The following is a 14655-nucleotide window of genomic DNA, read 5'->3' on the forward strand; positions in this document are numbered from 1 at the left end:
CGACGAACGGAGCACACGATGAGCACACGTCAACCCGCCACCACGCTGGAGGACCAGCGGATCCCGGTGCGAGCAAAGCTCGCCGCAGCGTGGACGAGCTTCATGTTCCTGTACGCCTACGTGGACATCCTGGGCTTCTTCACGCCCGGCATCGTCCAGGACATCCTTGACGGCAAGGTCTTCGAGTTCGACCTCTCCCAGACCTTCTCGACCTCGGCGCTGACCCTCATGGCCGTCCCGATCTTCATGGTGGTGCTGTCGATGACGCTGCCCGCCCGCGCGAGCCGCATCGCGAACCTCGTCGTGGCCGCGCTCTACGTCCCCGTCACGGTGTTCAACGTGGCCGGCGGGTTCTGGCTGTACTTCTACGGCCTCGGGGTCGTGCTGGAGCTGATCGTCCTCGCCCTCATCGTGCGGTACGCCTGGACCTGGCCCCGCACCGTACCGGCGGCGACGGCGACCCTCGCGACCAGCCCGGGGCTCACGTGAGCCCCGGGCCGGTCGCCAGGTGGGGTCGACCCTTGCCGCCCGCCCCCGGTCAGGGCTTCTGACCCACCTCGTCCACGATGGTCCGCTCGACGATCGCCTGCGCGTCCGTCATCCCGTCGGGGTAGGAGTTCGCGACACCGAGCAGGTCCTTGGTCTCCGGGTCGAAGATCAGGTCCTGCCGGTAGTACCGCAGCTCGACGCCGACGGCGATGCCGGGCCGCCCGATCGCGTCGGTGACCCCCGGCGTCACGATCAGCCCGTCCACCCGGCTCAGCGCCTCGAAGACCGCCGCCTGCGACCGCGGCGTCAGGGAGCGCAGCAGCTCATCGGCCCGGATGAACATCGACGCCGCCGGTCCTTCGTCCTCGACCGGCGGCTGGTCCCGCAGGTACTCGTACATCGCGTCGGGGTCGGTGGGCGCGTCCAGCTTGAGCGCCGGCTCCGAGCTGCAGTCGCCGCCACCGTCCGCGAGGGCCCGCTCCAGCCCGCCGTTCTCACAGGTGTACAGCGGCGTGTCGAGCGGATCCCCGACCGAGTACGTCGCCGTGGCTCGTCCGTCCTTGGTCCCGTCGACGGAGAACCAGCCCGTGTAGTCCTCGGAGATCTTCGTGACGCCCTCGTTCTCGTCCCCGCCCATGACCTGGTAGCGGTTGGTTCCCGTCGAGCGGTAGTAGACGAACTGGTCGCCCCGGACCTCGTCCCACGAGTCGTCCGCGGCTGCGGCGGTCCGGGTGGCGGCGGCCTGCAGGATCTCCGCCGCCGACGCCGCGGCGGGCGGCACCGTGGCCCCGCCGCCGTCGTTCTCCCACGGCATCGACAGCGTGGCCGTCGGCGCGAAGAGCAGGCCCCCCGCGACCGTGGCCGCGAGGCCCAGCCCGACGGCTGCCCGCACCGCGGGTCTGCGTGTTCCTCCGGCCGGTCGGCGCCCGCCCGGCCGGCGTCCGTCGGCCGACCCGCGCCGGCTGCCCGGACCCCGGACGGCCCGGAGCAGGCTGCCTCCGGCCGTGTGCTCGTGCTGCCCGTCCGCCACGGCGGCGGGCGACACCAGCTCGGCGGTCAGCCGTGCCCGCGCCGCCCGGAGCGTGGTTTCCCGCTCGGCCTCCGACGGGTCCAGCAGCGTCCCCGTCAGGTGCAGTGCGTCCAGGTCGGTCCCACCGGGCTCCTGCCCGGTCCTCGTGGTGCTCGTGCTCATCGCGCGTCCTCCTGTTCGTCCCAGAGCCCACCCGGAAGTGCCGCGCGGACCAGCTTGCGTGCCCGGTGCAGCCTGGAGCGCACCGTGCCCTTCTTGATGTCGAGGGTCGTCGCGATCTCCTCGTAGCTGAGATCGCCCCACGCCCAGAGCAGCAGGACGTCCCGGTCGCCGGACCTGAGGCCGTAGAGCGCCTCGCCGAGCGCCCGCCCGGCAGCCCGGGCAGCGACGTTCGTCGTCGCCAGGTCGGCAAGACCGTCCTCAGGGAGCGTCGTCCCGACCCGTGCCATGGCGCGGTAGCGGGTCTCCTCCGCCCGGCGGAGCTGTGCGACCTCCCTCGTCGCTATCCCGAGCAGCCACGGACGGGCGTCAGGCCGGTCCAAGTCGTAGGAGGCCCGGCGACGAAACGCCGCCACGAACGTCTCGGCCACCACGTCCTCGGCGTGCTCCGGGCCCACTCGCCGGTACGCGTACCGGTGGACCGTCCTGGCATGTCGGCCGTAGATCGCCGCGAAGTCCTCCGGGTCGTGCAAGGACGACGCGATGAGCTGGGCGTCGGACCGGCCCACCTCGGGTGCGGCGTCGGTACTGACGAGCTCGGCGGCCGCCGTCATGGCGCCGTCCCGCACCGGATCTTGCGGTGTCTCGTTCGCATCGTGTCTCCCTGCCTGTCGGAACCGCTGTCACCCAGGTATCCGCGCGGGGGACCGAACCGGTTCACGGTGGTGGCAGGACGGCTCAGGGCAGCACCGTGGAGCCCCAGGAGTCACCGAGGTACGGCCGGATGCCGACGAGCGGCGGCCCCTGCTCTTTCCCGAGGAGCTCAGAGCGCCGTCGTGCGCTGCGCCGCGGCTGCCCACTCCTGGTGTGCGAGGTGGACGCGGTGCCACAACGCCGCCCGTTCGGAGGCTTCGACGTCTGCCAGGTCCAGGTGGAACACGTCGGCCAGCACGTCGTACCACTCGTCGGCCGAGTCGAGGGTGCGCTCGTGGGTGCCCGCGGCGTCGATCCGGCGCAGCACACAGCCGCGCAGCATGTCCACGCCCGTGGCGTCGCGGAGCTGGGCCTGGAGCACCCGCACGAATCCGGACTCGGGGGAGGTGGACAGCCGGTGGTGCTTCGCGGCGAAGGAGGACAGCTCCACCGGCTGCGGCGCGAAGACCATCGCCGTGAAGGCACCGCGGGGGTCGTGGGTGAACCGCCAGCCGCCGGGCACCACCACCGACGGGGCCATCGTGTAGGTGAACGGCCCCTGGGTGTAGGTGCCCTGGCGTAGGGGCAGCGGTTCGTACATGCCGCCGGCGAGCCCGGTGTCGACCAGCCAGCGTTCGCCGTCGAGCTCCACGGTGAGGGCCAGGTGGTCGCCGCCCGGCCCGTCGGGATCCTCCACCTCGTCCTGGATCCCGGCCTTGTGCAGGGTCACGTCGTAACCGAGGGCCGTCAGGAGCGCCGCGAAGGCGCCGTTGAGGTGGAAGCAGTAGCCGCCGCGCCCCCGCAGGATCCGGGCCACGGACTCCGCGGCGCCGATGCCCGTCAGCCGACCGAGCTGGTTGTCGATGGTCTCGTAGGCGACCCGTTCCACCTGCGCCCGGTGCAGCGCGTGCAGCACCTCGGCGGTCGGCGCGTCCGGTCGTTCCATACCCAGCACAGCCAGGTACCCGTCAACGTCGATCATGCTCCCCCTGTCCGGAACGGTTGACCGGCCTGGTCTCCCGCGCCTGGGTGCGGGGTTCGCGAGGTCGGTGCGACGTTCGAGTATCGGGGGTCGCGAGGCCGTGTGGACAGCCGTTATCCGGCGGCCGGCGGGTTCACCCGCTCATCCTGGGCAGATAAGAGGCAAGCCGGCCCGCGCGGTGGAACCGTTGCACCATGACGCTCACACCCCCGTCGGCCTCCGAGAGTGCCGGCGTGAACTACGTCGTCGAGCTCGCGCGGGCATGGGCCCTGCTCGAGCCCACGCAACGGTGGGTCGACGCCGCACCCGGCGGTCCGCGACCCCCGGAGGAACTCGTGCAGGACTTCCTGCGGAACAAGGACCCGTACCCGGTCGGTACCGCCGTGTTCGCCGCACGCTGGCGGCCAGGTCAGTGGGGCGTCGGCATGATCACCGCGCGCGTCGACGACGACGAGTGGGTGGTGGAGTACCTCGACCACTGGGAGGTCGTCTTCCGCGACCACGCCGAGCTGTGCCCGGCGCTCTGGCCGGCGGGGTAGACCGGCTCACACCGCAAGCAGGCAAGCAAGCGAGCAGTCAGGCGGGCCGGCCGGGCTCAGCCCAGCAGCATCACGACGGCGAGCGCCACCATCAGGCCGGACGACGCCAGGGCCGTGCCCAGCCGCCCGCGCCGGCCCGACAGGACCCGGCCCAGCAGCGTTCCGCCGAGCGCCAGCGCGAGCTGCCAGGACGCGGAGGCCAGGAACGCGGCGGTCCCGAACGCGGCGGCGACCAGGGCCCGGCCGGTTCCTGCGGCGTCGGGCAGCAGCGCGCCACCGGTGACGACCACCGCGAAGAACAGCACGGTTCCCGGGTTGATCGCCGTGATCGCGACGAACCGCCAGAAGGCCCGCGGCGCGGTGAGCGGGTCGGCCGGTACGTCGCCGCCCGACGCCGTCCGCTGCCGCCAGGCCGCCAGCGCGCCGCGGGCGGCCAGCACCACGAGAACGACGGCGGACGCGATCCGCAGCGGTTCCTCGACCGGTCGCACCAGGCCGGCGACGAGCGTGCCGAACAGGCCGGTCACGAGGGCGTAGCCGCCGTCGACCACCGCGATCCCGAGCGCGCCTGCCGCGCCGACCCGCCACGGATGTCGGGCGGCCAGTCCCACGAGGTAGGACGCGACGGGCCCGACGGGGAGGGCGACCGCGTAGCCGGCCAGGACGCCGGCGGTCACGACCGGCCACAGCGTCGCCACCGACGCGGCGGCGGTCATCGCTGTGCCTGGTGGCACCTCCCCGAGCCACGCACCTGCTGGCCGGCGACATGCGGTCGCCGGGACAGGGACGAAGGGGCGTGGATCGTGGTCATGGTCCCAGACCTTATGGATGCCCTGACGCGCGGGCAACCCCATTAACGACCCGCACGGCCGCCGTCAGAACGTGACGCTCACAGCAGCTCGACGCTGTCGGCCTGCGGCCCCCGGTCGCTCTGCCGCACCTTGAACCGGACCCGGTCACCCTCTTCCAGGTACTCGTCCCCCCGCACGACCGACACGTGCACGAACAGGTCGGCGCCCCCGGCGTCGGGGGTGATGAAGCCGAAGCCGCGGTCCGCGTCGTAGCGCGCGACGGTGCCCTCACCGCCGCGCACAGGGCCGCCCGACGCCGCGGGGCGGCCCGGCCGGCCGCGGTCCGTGGCCGCACGTGCGCCGCCGGAGCCGCGCACGAGCCGCACGTTGCGGGCGTTCGGCCCCTTGTCGCCGTCGACCACGTCGAACGTCACGCGCGCACCCTCGGAGAGCTCGGTCAGGCCGGGGCCTAGGGCGCGGACGTGGACGAAGACGTCCGCGCCACCCGAGTCGGGGGCGATGAACCCGAAGCCCTTGGCGTCGTCGTACCAGGACACCGTGCCGTCCGCGCCGTCGGGTGCCGACTGCGCAGCCCGTGCGGCCTGCGCCCCGAGCGGTAGCAGGTGGTCCGCCTGCGGCCCCTTCTCGCCGTCGACGACGAGGAACGCCACCCGCTGCCCCTCCGAGACGACGCCGCCCCCGACGATGGCCGAGCTGTGCACGAAGATCTCGCCGCGGCCGTCGTCGGGCGTGACGAAGCCGTACCCCTTGGCCGGCTCGTACCAGTTGACGGTGCCCAGCACGCCGACGGGCGCGTCGGCCGCCCGGTCGCCCGTCACACGGACGCGGCGCGCCTGCGGGCCACGCTCGCCCTCGCCCACCTCGAACTCGACGGCCTGCCCCTCACGGAGAAGCTTCGGTCCGTCGTCGCCGACGATCTCGGACGCGTGGACGAACAGGTCCTCGGCCTCGTTCCCGAGGTCGATGAAGCCGAACCCTCGGTCGGCGTCGAACCATCGGACAGTTCCCTGGGGCACCTAAGACTCCTCAACTTGGCAGACAACTCGTGGACAACTCGGTAGGCAACTCGGAAGGTGTTGCTGTCGTCCAGTGTCTCCCGGACAGGACTCGGTCGGCGCCGAGCCCCCACTACGTCGACCGAGGCGGCGCCGCGTTAACGCTCACATCGGGCCTTCCGGACGGGTTGTGGCGTTGGTAACCTTTGCGCGGCTTGCGGTCCCGACCGCGCATCACCGGCCTGATCGTTCGAACGGACACCCATGAAGACAGCGAGGCACATCGCGCGGCAGGGCGGGCGCGGATCCTGGGTCATGTGGGGTGCCGTGGTCGCGGTGGCCGTCGTGGCGGTTCTCGCCTACCCGGTCATCGGGGCGCTCTCCGGCGGCGCGGCCGACGTCGCGCGGACCGCGGCGGTCGCGGCCCCCGGCAGCTCGCAGGTGAGCACCCCGACCGCCACCGCCACGGGCAGCCCGACGCCGTCGGCCTCCCCGACCCCCACGGCCTCCCCGACCCCGAAGCCCAGCCCTTCCGCCCGGAAGCCGCGGCCGTCGCCCACCGCGACCCCGCCGCCGTCCACCACCGCCGCGTCCGCAGGACGGATCAGCCCCGGGACCACCTACGAGGGCGACGCCACCCACTACGAGGCCGCGGACGGCAACGGCGCCTGCGGCTTCGGCCCGAGCGACGACATGATGATCGCGGCGATGAACGAGACCGACTACGAGACCGCCAAGGCGTGCGGCGCCACCCTGCTCGTCCGCGCGGCGAACGGCAACTCCGTCACGGTGCGCGTCACCAACCTGTGCCCCCTGCCCTGCGGACCCGGGCAGCTCGACCTCAGCAAGCAGGCCTTCGCCGAGCTCGCCGACCCGCAGCTCGGCCGGATCCCGGTCACCTGGAGCCTGCTGAGCCCTGGTTCTGCCGGCACGATCTCGATCCGGTACAAGGAAGGCTCCAGCCAGTGGTGGTGCGGCATCCAGGTGATCGACCACCGGAACCCGGTCGCGAAGCTGGAGGTCGACGCCGGGGACGGCTGGCGGGCGTTGCCCCGTGCCGAGTACAACTACTTCCTCTCCGAGAACGGCAGCGGGTGCGGCGGCGAGATCAGGATCACGGACATCTACGGCGAACGCCTGACCGTCAGAGGTCTCCGGGTGCGCGCGGACGTCGTGCAGCCCACCGGGGTCCAGTTCGCCCGGCACTGACGTTTGCCGAGCACTGAGTCCGTTCAGCGTGCCTTGGTCGTCCCCGGCGGCGGCGCGGTCGAGTCACGGACGGTGAGGCTGGTGGCGAGCTGGATGTGGCGTGACGCGGGCTGGAGGCCGTCCGCCATGGCGAGCACCGTCTCGACGGCCATCTGCCCCATCCCCGCCAGCGGCTGTTGCACCGACGTGAGCTGCGGCGTCGTCCAGCTCGCCTGTGGCGTGTCGTCGAAGCCGACGACACTGAGCTGCTCGGGCACGGAGACCTGGAGCTCGCGCGCCGCCGCTAGCACGCCGACGGCGATCTCGTCGTCACCGGTGACGACCGCCGTCGGCGGCTCGAGCAGCGAGAGCAGCTCGCGGCCGTGCACGAGTCCTGTCTCGATCGAGAAGGGGTCGCTGCGTACCAGGGCCCGGTCCAGGCTGATCCCCGCGGAGTCCAGCGCCGCCCGGTAGCCGTGGAATCGTTCGCGGGCGGCCGCGGAGGCGGTGGGTCCGCCGATCCATCCGATGCGCCGGTGGCCCAGCTCCAGGAGATGCTCCGTCGCGGTGCGCGCGCCGGCCCAGTTGGCCGACCCGACGCTGACGGTTCGCGGGTCGTCCAGGCCGACCGGGTCGATCATCACGAACGGCACGTACACCTCCTTCGCGGCCTGGAGCACCGCGTTCGGCTCCGCCAGCGTGATGCCGACGATGCCGACGACCCCGGACTCCTTCTGCTCGGCCACCCACGCCCGTGCGGCGGCCTTGGTGGCACGCACCGCACGGTCCGGCGCCAGCCGCACCAGCACGTTGGTGCCGGCACCCGTGGCCGCGGCGAGGAGGCCCTGCAGCACGTTCGCGATGTACGGCGAGTCCACCACGTCGGTCACCGCCGCGATGGTGCGGGTGCGCGGCGGCTCCCACTGCGCGGTGGTGGGCCGGTAGCCGAGCACCGCGACCGCCTCCAGCACCCGCTTGCGCGTGTCCTCGGCGATGTCGAGGCGACCGTTGAGCGCCTTGGAGGCGGTGCCGGGGGAGACCCCCGCCTCTCGTGCGACATCGGCGAGCGTCGCGCGCCCGGTCGAAGGCCTGCCGACCATACGATTCCCTTCCTCGAAATTGTTTCGAACCCTACCGATCACAGTGGGCACCGTCAATCTGTTCGTCAAGACCCGGTCCTCGGCTGTTGACGCACCAAGAGGGTCGTCGCTATGGTCCCTGCTTGATCGATAAAGTTGCGAAAGAGTTTCGTGACGCTCTCAACGAGGAGGGACAAGGTGATGAGGCTTCTTACCAAGGCGTGGACGGTCGGCGTCGCGCTCGTGACGGCCGGTGCGCTCGCCGCGTGCTCGGGCGCCGGAGGTGCGTCGAACGGCGCCGGCGGTGATGGTGGTACCGCCGACGACCCGGTGACGCTGACGGTGTGGAGCTGGGACGGCACGGTCGAGCTCGCGGTACCGGGGTTCGAGAAGGCCAACCCCGGCATCAAGGTCGAGGTCGTCAACGCCGGCTCGTCCTCCGACGAGTACCAGGCGCTCGACAATGCGATCCAGGCCGGATCCGGTGTGCCCGACCTGGTGATGTTCGAGTACTTCGCGGTCCCGTACTTCGCGATCCCCGGCAAGCTCGCCGACCTGGCCCCGCTGGGCGCCGCCGAGCTGGAGGACGACTACGTTCCCTCGGCCTGGAACAACGTCACGATCGACGACGGCGTCTACGCCCTGCCGTCGGACTACGGCCCCGCCGTCATGTTCTGGAACGAGGCGACCTTCGCCAAGGCGGGGATCAAGGAGGCGCCCGCGACCTGGGACGAGTACTACGAGGCCGCCAAGAAGATCCGCGCGCTGGGCGACGACTACTACATCACCCAGGACACGAACGACCTCTTCTTCCTGCTCTCCCTGATCTGGCAGGCCGGCGGGCGCCCGTTCGAGGTCGACGGCACGAACGTGCACATCGACTTCTCCGACGAGGGCACCCAGAAGGCGGTCGCCTTCTGGCAGAAGATGCTCGACGAGGACCTGGTCAACACCAAGATCAGCGCCTGGTCCGACGACTGGAACCGCGCGCTCAACGACGGCACCCTCGCCTCGCAGAACATGGGCGGCTGGCTCACCTCGACGCTGCCCGAGCGGGCCCCGGACGCCAAGGGCGACTTCCGCGTCTCCCTCATGCCCCAGTGGGAGGAGGGCGAGAAGGTCGGCGCCGAGAACGGCGGCTCGGCTTTCGGCATCCCGGAGGCCGCGGCCAACAAGGAGGCGGCCTTCAAGTTCCTCGAGTACTTCACGCACGGCGAGGGCCTGCAGCCGCGAGTCGACGCCGGTGCGTTCGTGCCGAACACGTCGGTGCTGGACAGCCCCGAGTTCAGGGACGTGAAGAACCCCTACTTCGGTGACCAGAAGACGGGCGAGGTCCTCGCCGAGGCCTCGAACATCGCCGCCGTCGGCTGGCAGTACCCGCCGTTCTTCGAGTGGGCGCGCAGCACCTACGCCGACATCGCCACGCCGTTCTACACCTCGGGCAAGGGCTCGCTCGCCGAGGTCCTGCAGACCTGGCAGGAGCGATCCATCGAGTACGGCAACGAGCAGGGGTTCACCGTTGACTAGGCGCAGGCGGCAGATCGGCTGGGCGTTCGTCGCCCCGTTCGGCATCCTGTTCGCCCTGGTGTTCATCGTGCCGATCACCTACGCCGCATATCTCAGCCTCTTCCAGGACCAGATGGTGGGCGGCCGGTCCTTCGTCGGCCTGGACAACTACAGCAAGCTGTTCGTGGACCCGCAGTTCTGGGACGGCGTCACCCGCGTCGTCTGGTTCACGCTGATCCAGGTGCCGATCATGCTGGTGCTCGCCCTGCTGCTGGCGCTGGCGATGGACTCGATGCGGCTGCGCGGCATGAAGTTCATGCGGGTGGCGATCTTCCTGCCCTACGCGGTGCCGGCCATCGTCTCGACGCTGATGTGGGGCTTCATGCTCGGGGTCCGCTACGGGCTGTTCGGCAGCGTCAACGGCTGGCTCGGCACCGACCTCGACCCGTTCCGGCCGAGCACCACGCTCATCGCCATCGGGATCATGGTGACCTGGGCCTTCACCGGGTACAACATGCTGATCTTCGACAGCGTGCTCAAGGCGGTCCCGCACGAGCTGTACGAGGCGGCGGCGATCGACGGGGCGGGGGAGTTCCGGGTGATCCGGGCGATCAAGCTCCCCGCGCTGCGCGGCTCGCTCGTGATCACGATCATCTTCTCGATCATCGGGACCTTCCAGATCTTCAACGAGCCCCAGATCCTGCCGTCGATGGTCGCCAACAGCGGCATCACCACCTACTACACGCCCAACCTCTACGCGTTCAACCTCGCGTTCACGGGCTCGCAGCAGGGTTACGCCGCAGCTCTCGCGCTCGTGATGGCCGCGTTCACCATCGCCATCGCGTACGTGGTCCAGATCCGAGGCATGCGAAATGCCCTCGACCAGTAGCCGCCGGAGACCCCTCATGACCACTACCGATGATGTCATCGCTGACGTCCGGCGTCCCGGCCGCACGGCACGCCGACACCTGTACACCCTCACCAACCCGCGCAAGAGCGGCACGCTGACCTTCCTCACGGGGCTGTTCACGCTCTACTGCCTGGTGCCGCTGGTCTGGCTGGCCATCAACTCCACGAAGTCCCAGGAGGACTTCGTCACCAGCTTCGGCTTCTCGTTCGGCACGCGGTTCGCGCTGTTCGACAACATCGCCGAGGTCTTCACCTACGACGGCGGCATCTTCGGGCGCTGGTTGCTCAACACCCTCCTGTACGTGGTCGCCGGGGCAGTGGTCTCGACGTTCCTCGCGGCACTCGGCGGCTACGCGCTCGCGAAGCTGGAGTTCACGGGCAAGCGGGTCTTCCTGTTCGTCGTGCTGGGCGCCATCTCGGTCCCCGGCATCGCGCTGGCCATCCCGCAGTTCCTGCTCTTCGCGCAGCTCGGCCTGACGAACACCCCGTGGGCCGTGCTGATCCCGTCGTTCCTCAACCCCTTCGGGCTCTACCTCATGTGGGTGTTCGCGGCGGAGGCCGTACCCACCGGCCTGCTGGAGGCGGCCAAGATCGACGGCGCGGGCGAGTTCCGGACGTTCTGGCAGATCGCCCTTCCGATGCTCGTCCCGGCGACGGTGACGGTGCTGCTCTTCTCGTTCGTGTCGATCTGGAACAACTACTTCCTGCCGCTGATCATGCTCAAGGACCCCGACTGGTACCCGCTGACCGTCGGCATCAACCAGTGGAACAAGCTCGCCTCCACGGCGGGCAACGGCGAGCTGCTGCAGAACCTCGTCCTGACGTCGTCGCTGCTCACGATCATCCCGCTGATCGTGGCGTTCATCTGCCTGCAGCGCTTCTGGCAGTCCGGCCTGAGCCTCGGCGCCGTCAAGGGCTGACCCCGATCCATGAGAGAGAACAAAGAGAGCGTGGTGGAGACCGAGATGACCCTGCCGGAACTGACAGGATCGACGGCACTGACGATCGACGGAGCAGCGCCGACCGAGGCACCGCTGCGGCACGTCTGGAACGAGTGCGTCGGCGCCGGCCGCGCGAACGAGGCGCTCCGAGCGGACTGGCAGGGACACTTCCGCGAGGCCGTCACGGAGCTCGGGGCGCGGTTCGTGCGCTTCCACGGGCTGTTCCACGACGACATGTTCGTCTACCGCGCCAGCGACGGCGGGGGCTTCGGCCCCCAGACCCCGCTCGACGAGCCGGTGCTGACCTTCGCCTACGTCGACAAGGTGTTCGACTTCATCCTCGAGACGGGCGCGCGCCCGTTCGTCGAGCTCGGCTTCATGCCCCGCGAGCTGGCCACCGAGACCGAGACGCTGTTCTGGTGGAAGGCGCACTGCAGCCCGCCCAACGACATGGCGCGCTGGACCTGGCTGGTCAGCTCGACGGTGACGCACTGGATCGAGCGGTACGGCCTGGACGAGGTGCGCCAGTGGCGGTTCGAGGTGTGGAACGAACCGAACCTGGTGCCCTACTTCTGGACCGGCACCCGGACGCAGTACTTCGAGCTGTACGAGGCCACGGCGCTCGCGATCAAGGCGGTCGACGGGGAGCTCAAGGTGGGCGGGCCGTCGACAAGCGTGTTCGTGCCCGACGACCGTTACAAGGGGGAGTGGGAGGACCGTTCGCTCGAGCAGGCGGCGGCGGAGGCGGACGACGTCGACGCGCTCGACTGGCGTCCCGTGTGGATCGAGGAGTTCATCGACTGGTGCGCCCGCCGCGACGTCCCGGTGGACTTCCTGTCCACCCACCTTTACCCGACCGACGTGGCGTTCGGCGCCTCCGGGCAGGCGCGCCACATCCGGCGTCACGTGGATGCGACGTACGACGACCTGGTCGCGCTCCGCAAGCTCATCGCGGGCAGCCCGTTCCCTGACGCCGAGCTGCACATCACCGAGTGGTCGAGCTCGCCGTCGAGCCGCGACACCATCCACGACACGGTGTTCGCCGCCACCTACATCACCCGGGCCTACCTGCGGTGCGCCGCCCTGGCCGACTCGATCGCCTACTGGACCTTCACCGACGTCTTCGAGGAGGGCGGAGCCGGCATCGGCCCGTTCCACGGCGGGTTCGGCCTGGTCAACGAGCAGGGCCTGCACAAGCCGACGTTCCACGCCTTCTCCATGCTGTCCCGGCTCGGTGACACGGTGCTGGCGTCCACCCCGCACGGGGTGATCACGCGGGACACGACGACTGGTGAGCTCTCCGCTGTCTTCCTCAACTACCCCGACGACATGGGTACCAGGGCCGTCGGCTCCGAGGCGACCTACGAGGCCACGCGCAGGCTCGCCGACGTCGGGCCGAGCCGCAGGATCCGCCATACCGTCGAGGGCCTCGCCCCCGGCACGGTCTTCCGCGTCGAGTCGGTCGACTGGGAGCACGGCAACGTCGCGGAGGCCTGGCACCAGATGGGCGAACCGCTCAACCTGACTCCGGCCCAGACGACGGAGCTGCGCGAGGTCGCCGACGCCCTGCGCACGACGACGCTGACGGTCTCCGAGGCCGGTGTCCTGGACATCGACGTCGACCTCCCGCCCTGGGCGGTCCTGTCGATCACCCAGGCCACCAGCTAGACCCCTGCTGCCGAAGTAGAGCGCCTGTTCGGACGCACCCTCTACTTCGCCGACCACCGATCGGCGAAGTAGAGCGTGGGTCCGGACAGGCGCTCTACTTCGGCAGAGTGCTGCGGCTGGGTGGGACCGGGCCCGACGACGGCCGGGGCCGGCCGGGCCGGCCGGTCACGGCCAGCTCGGTGCCGGATGGGCCAGGGGGTGGGCGCCGTCGGGCCGGAGGCCGTCGAAGAGGACGCCGACGTACCGCCGCCAGAGCTCCGGGGGCGGGTCGGCGAGGTAGTCGACGGTGTGCACCGGCGCGCACATCAGCAGGAACACGTCCGTCCCTGTGATGTCCGGCCGGACGGCGCCGGCATCACGCGCCCTGTCGACCAGCAGGACGACCTCGTCGTGCACCTGGCGCTGCAGGCGTGCCAGCTCGGAACCGGGGGCCGGGACCGTCATGAGCACGGCCACCCGGCGGCGCTGCAGGCGGCCCGCCGCCTCGGTCAGGAACTCCAGGAGCGCGGCCTCCGGGTCGGGTGCGGCGCGCAGCCGCCGGGCGAGCGCCGTCAGCTCTTCCGCATGGCGCGCGGCGATCGCCGTGGCGAGCGCCTCCTTGGTCGCGAAATGGCGGAACACGGTGCCCTTCGCCACGCCTGCGCGCCGCGCGATGTCGGCGATCGAGGCGTCGAGGCCCCGCGCGGCGAACTCCTCCTCGGCCGCGTTCAGCAGCGCCTCGCGGTTGCGGGCCGCGTCGGCGCGCAGGGGACGGGCGGCATCGGTGATCGCGGTGCCGGTGATCACGGCGTCGGCGGGGGTCACGCCGTCGATCCTACCAAGTTGACCGCTCGGTCATGTTGTGGCTACGGTCGGTGGGCCAACATGACCGAGTGGTCATCTTACGAGGAGGACGCATGGAACTACAGGGCGCCACGGCACTGGTCACCGGAAGCAACCGCGGCCTGGGACGGCAGTTCGCGGTCGAGCTGCTCCGGCGCGGGGCGAAGGTGTACGCGACCGCGCGCCGTCCGGAGCTCGTCGACGTGCCGGGGGCGGAGGTGCTCCGCCTGGACATCACCGACCCGGCGTCGGTCACCGCGGCCGCTGCCGCGGCGGGGGACGTGGACGTGCTCGTCAACAACGCCGCGTTCATGGCGGGCGGCAACCTCGTGACCGGTGACCTGGAGTCGATCCGGCTCGCGATGGAGTCGAGCTACTTCGGCACGCTCGCGATGATCCGGGCGTTCGCCCCGGTGCTCGCCCGCAACGGTGGTGGCGCCGTGCTGAACGTCCTGTCCGGGGCGGCCTGGCAGACGGTCGACGGCAACACCGCGTACGCCGCCGCGAAGGCCGCGCAGTGGAGCCTGACCAACGGCGTCCGGCTGGAGCTCGCCGGCCAGGGCACGCTCGTCACCGGACTGGTTCCGGGGATGATCGACACCGAGCCGATGCGGGAGTTCGCCGCGGCGCATGGTTACGACCTGCCCGAGGGTGCGCTCGACGACCCGGCGCACGTCGTCGCCCGCGGCCTGGACGGGCTGGAGTCGGGGGAGGTCGAGGTGGTGCACGGGTTCGCGGTGGACGCGAAGGCCGCGCTGGCCGGGCCGCCCCGGGCGCTGGACCCGGCTGCGCTCGGCGGGGCGGCCTGAGCCGCGCTCGGTCCGGCGCCGGCGGGCGCCGGAC

The 14655-nt window shown here is 70.9% G+C and carries 15 protein-coding genes; 8 read left to right on the forward strand and 7 right to left on the reverse strand.

The window, feature by feature from the left end:
* Window positions 1-18: 18 nt before the first annotated feature.
* Entirely contained in the window at window positions 19-489 is a 471-nt protein-coding gene (locus ACFWE2_RS04015) for a DUF6326 family protein (RefSeq protein ID WP_377222921.1), read from the forward strand.
* A 49-nt stretch (window positions 490-538) separates the two neighbouring features.
* Here ACFWE2_RS04015 and ACFWE2_RS04020 read toward each other — a convergent pair whose 3' ends face one another.
* From ACFWE2_RS04020 to ACFWE2_RS04030, 3 genes are all read right to left on the reverse strand, one after another.
* Entirely contained in the window at window positions 539-1681 is a 1143-nt protein-coding gene (locus ACFWE2_RS04020; protein WP_377222922.1) for a CU044_5270 family protein, read from the reverse strand.
* Entirely contained in the window at window positions 1678-2292 is a 615-nt protein-coding gene (locus ACFWE2_RS04025) for an RNA polymerase sigma factor (RefSeq protein ID WP_377222923.1), read from the reverse strand. The genes ACFWE2_RS04020 and ACFWE2_RS04025 overlap by 4 nt, the downstream gene beginning before the upstream one ends.
* A gap of 209 nt (window positions 2293-2501) precedes the next feature.
* Window positions 2502-3353: an arylamine N-acetyltransferase gene (locus ACFWE2_RS04030; RefSeq protein ID WP_377222924.1), complete on the reverse strand. Its 852-nt coding sequence runs from the start codon at window positions 3351-3353 to the stop codon at window positions 2502-2504.
* A 194-nt stretch (window positions 3354-3547) separates the two neighbouring features.
* Between ACFWE2_RS04030 and ACFWE2_RS04035 the strand changes: the two genes are divergently transcribed.
* Complete coding sequence (locus ACFWE2_RS04035; RefSeq protein WP_377222925.1) at window positions 3548-3892, forward strand: hypothetical protein; 345 nt, start codon at window positions 3548-3550, stop codon at window positions 3890-3892.
* A 56-nt stretch (window positions 3893-3948) separates the two neighbouring features.
* Here ACFWE2_RS04035 and ACFWE2_RS04040 read toward each other — a convergent pair whose 3' ends face one another.
* Window positions 3949-4608: a LysE family translocator gene (locus ACFWE2_RS04040; RefSeq protein WP_377222926.1), complete on the reverse strand. Its 660-nt coding sequence runs from the start codon at window positions 4606-4608 to the stop codon at window positions 3949-3951.
* A 173-nt stretch (window positions 4609-4781) separates the two neighbouring features.
* Entirely contained in the window at window positions 4782-5720 is a 939-nt protein-coding gene (locus ACFWE2_RS04045) for a cold-shock protein (protein ID WP_377222927.1), read from the reverse strand.
* A gap of 243 nt (window positions 5721-5963) precedes the next feature.
* Here ACFWE2_RS04045 and ACFWE2_RS04050 point away from each other — a divergent pair, with 243 nt between their 5' ends.
* Window positions 5964-6908, forward strand: a complete 945-nt coding sequence (locus tag ACFWE2_RS04050; protein ID WP_377222928.1) for an expansin EXLX1 family cellulose-binding protein — start codon at window positions 5964-5966, stop codon at window positions 6906-6908.
* Window positions 6909-6931: 23 nt separating this feature from the next.
* On the opposite strand, the gene ACFWE2_RS04055 is transcribed toward ACFWE2_RS04050, so the two are convergent.
* Window positions 6932-7987, reverse strand: coding sequence for a LacI family DNA-binding transcriptional regulator (locus ACFWE2_RS04055; protein WP_377222929.1), 1056 nt, complete (start codon window positions 7985-7987; stop codon window positions 6932-6934).
* A 180-nt stretch (window positions 7988-8167) separates the two neighbouring features.
* On the opposite strand from ACFWE2_RS04055, the gene ACFWE2_RS04060 reads away from it, so the two are divergent.
* From ACFWE2_RS04060 to ACFWE2_RS04075, 4 genes are read left to right on the forward strand one after another with little or no spacing between them, the layout of a single operon-like run.
* On the forward strand, window positions 8168-9493 hold the full coding sequence (locus tag ACFWE2_RS04060; RefSeq protein ID WP_377222930.1) for an ABC transporter substrate-binding protein: 1326 nt from the start codon (window positions 8168-8170) through the stop codon (window positions 9491-9493).
* Window positions 9486-10361, forward strand: a complete 876-nt coding sequence (locus ACFWE2_RS04065; protein WP_377222931.1) for a carbohydrate ABC transporter permease — start codon at window positions 9486-9488, stop codon at window positions 10359-10361. Before ACFWE2_RS04060 ends, ACFWE2_RS04065 begins: the two co-directional genes overlap by 8 nt.
* A gap of 16 nt (window positions 10362-10377) precedes the next feature.
* A complete protein-coding gene (locus ACFWE2_RS04070) occupies window positions 10378-11301 on the forward strand; it encodes a carbohydrate ABC transporter permease (RefSeq protein ID WP_377222932.1) in 924 nt (307 codons plus the stop codon).
* 45 nt (window positions 11302-11346) lie between these two features.
* Complete coding sequence (locus ACFWE2_RS04075; protein ID WP_377222933.1) at window positions 11347-12990, forward strand: beta-xylosidase; 1644 nt, start codon at window positions 11347-11349, stop codon at window positions 12988-12990.
* Window positions 12991-13155: 165 nt separating this feature from the next.
* Here ACFWE2_RS04075 and ACFWE2_RS04080 read toward each other — a convergent pair whose 3' ends face one another.
* Window positions 13156-13794, reverse strand: a complete 639-nt coding sequence (locus ACFWE2_RS04080; RefSeq protein ID WP_377222934.1) for a TetR/AcrR family transcriptional regulator — start codon at window positions 13792-13794, stop codon at window positions 13156-13158.
* Between the two features lie 92 nt (window positions 13795-13886).
* Here ACFWE2_RS04080 and ACFWE2_RS04085 point away from each other — a divergent pair, with 92 nt between their 5' ends.
* A complete protein-coding gene (locus tag ACFWE2_RS04085) occupies window positions 13887-14621 on the forward strand; it encodes an SDR family NAD(P)-dependent oxidoreductase (RefSeq protein ID WP_377222935.1) in 735 nt (244 codons plus the stop codon).
* Window positions 14622-14655: the final 34 nt, after the last annotated feature.

It is taken from the genome of Promicromonospora sp. NPDC060271, assembly GCF_042726755.1.
In the GTDB taxonomy this organism is placed as follows: Bacteria; Actinomycetota; Actinomycetes; order Actinomycetales; family Cellulomonadaceae; genus Promicromonospora.

Coding starts and splice junctions, on each gene's coding strand:
- ACFWE2_RS04015 (WP_377222921.1), top strand. CDS start 19: ATGAGCACACGTCAACCCGCCACCACGCTGGAGGACCAGCGGATCCCG.
- ACFWE2_RS04020 (WP_377222922.1), bottom strand. CDS start 1,681: ATGAGCACGAGCACCACGAGGACCGGGCAGGAGCCCGGTGGGACCGAC.
- ACFWE2_RS04025 (WP_377222923.1), bottom strand. CDS start 2,292: ATGACGGCGGCCGCCGAGCTCGTCAGTACCGACGCCGCACCCGAGGTG.
- ACFWE2_RS04030 (WP_377222924.1), bottom strand. CDS start 3,353: ATGATCGACGTTGACGGGTACCTGGCTGTGCTGGGTATGGAACGACCG.
- ACFWE2_RS04035 (WP_377222925.1), top strand. CDS start 3,548: ATGACGCTCACACCCCCGTCGGCCTCCGAGAGTGCCGGCGTGAACTAC.
- ACFWE2_RS04040 (WP_377222926.1), bottom strand. CDS start 4,608: ATGACCGCCGCCGCGTCGGTGGCGACGCTGTGGCCGGTCGTGACCGCC.
- ACFWE2_RS04050 (WP_377222928.1), top strand. CDS start 5,964: ATGAAGACAGCGAGGCACATCGCGCGGCAGGGCGGGCGCGGATCCTGG.
- ACFWE2_RS04055 (WP_377222929.1), bottom strand. CDS start 7,987: ATGGTCGGCAGGCCTTCGACCGGGCGCGCGACGCTCGCCGATGTCGCA.
- ACFWE2_RS04060 (WP_377222930.1), top strand. CDS start 8,168: ATGAGGCTTCTTACCAAGGCGTGGACGGTCGGCGTCGCGCTCGTGACG.
- ACFWE2_RS04070 (WP_377222932.1), top strand. CDS start 10,378: ATGACCACTACCGATGATGTCATCGCTGACGTCCGGCGTCCCGGCCGC.
- ACFWE2_RS04075 (WP_377222933.1), top strand. CDS start 11,347: ATGACCCTGCCGGAACTGACAGGATCGACGGCACTGACGATCGACGGA.
- ACFWE2_RS04085 (WP_377222935.1), top strand. CDS start 13,887: ATGGAACTACAGGGCGCCACGGCACTGGTCACCGGAAGCAACCGCGGC.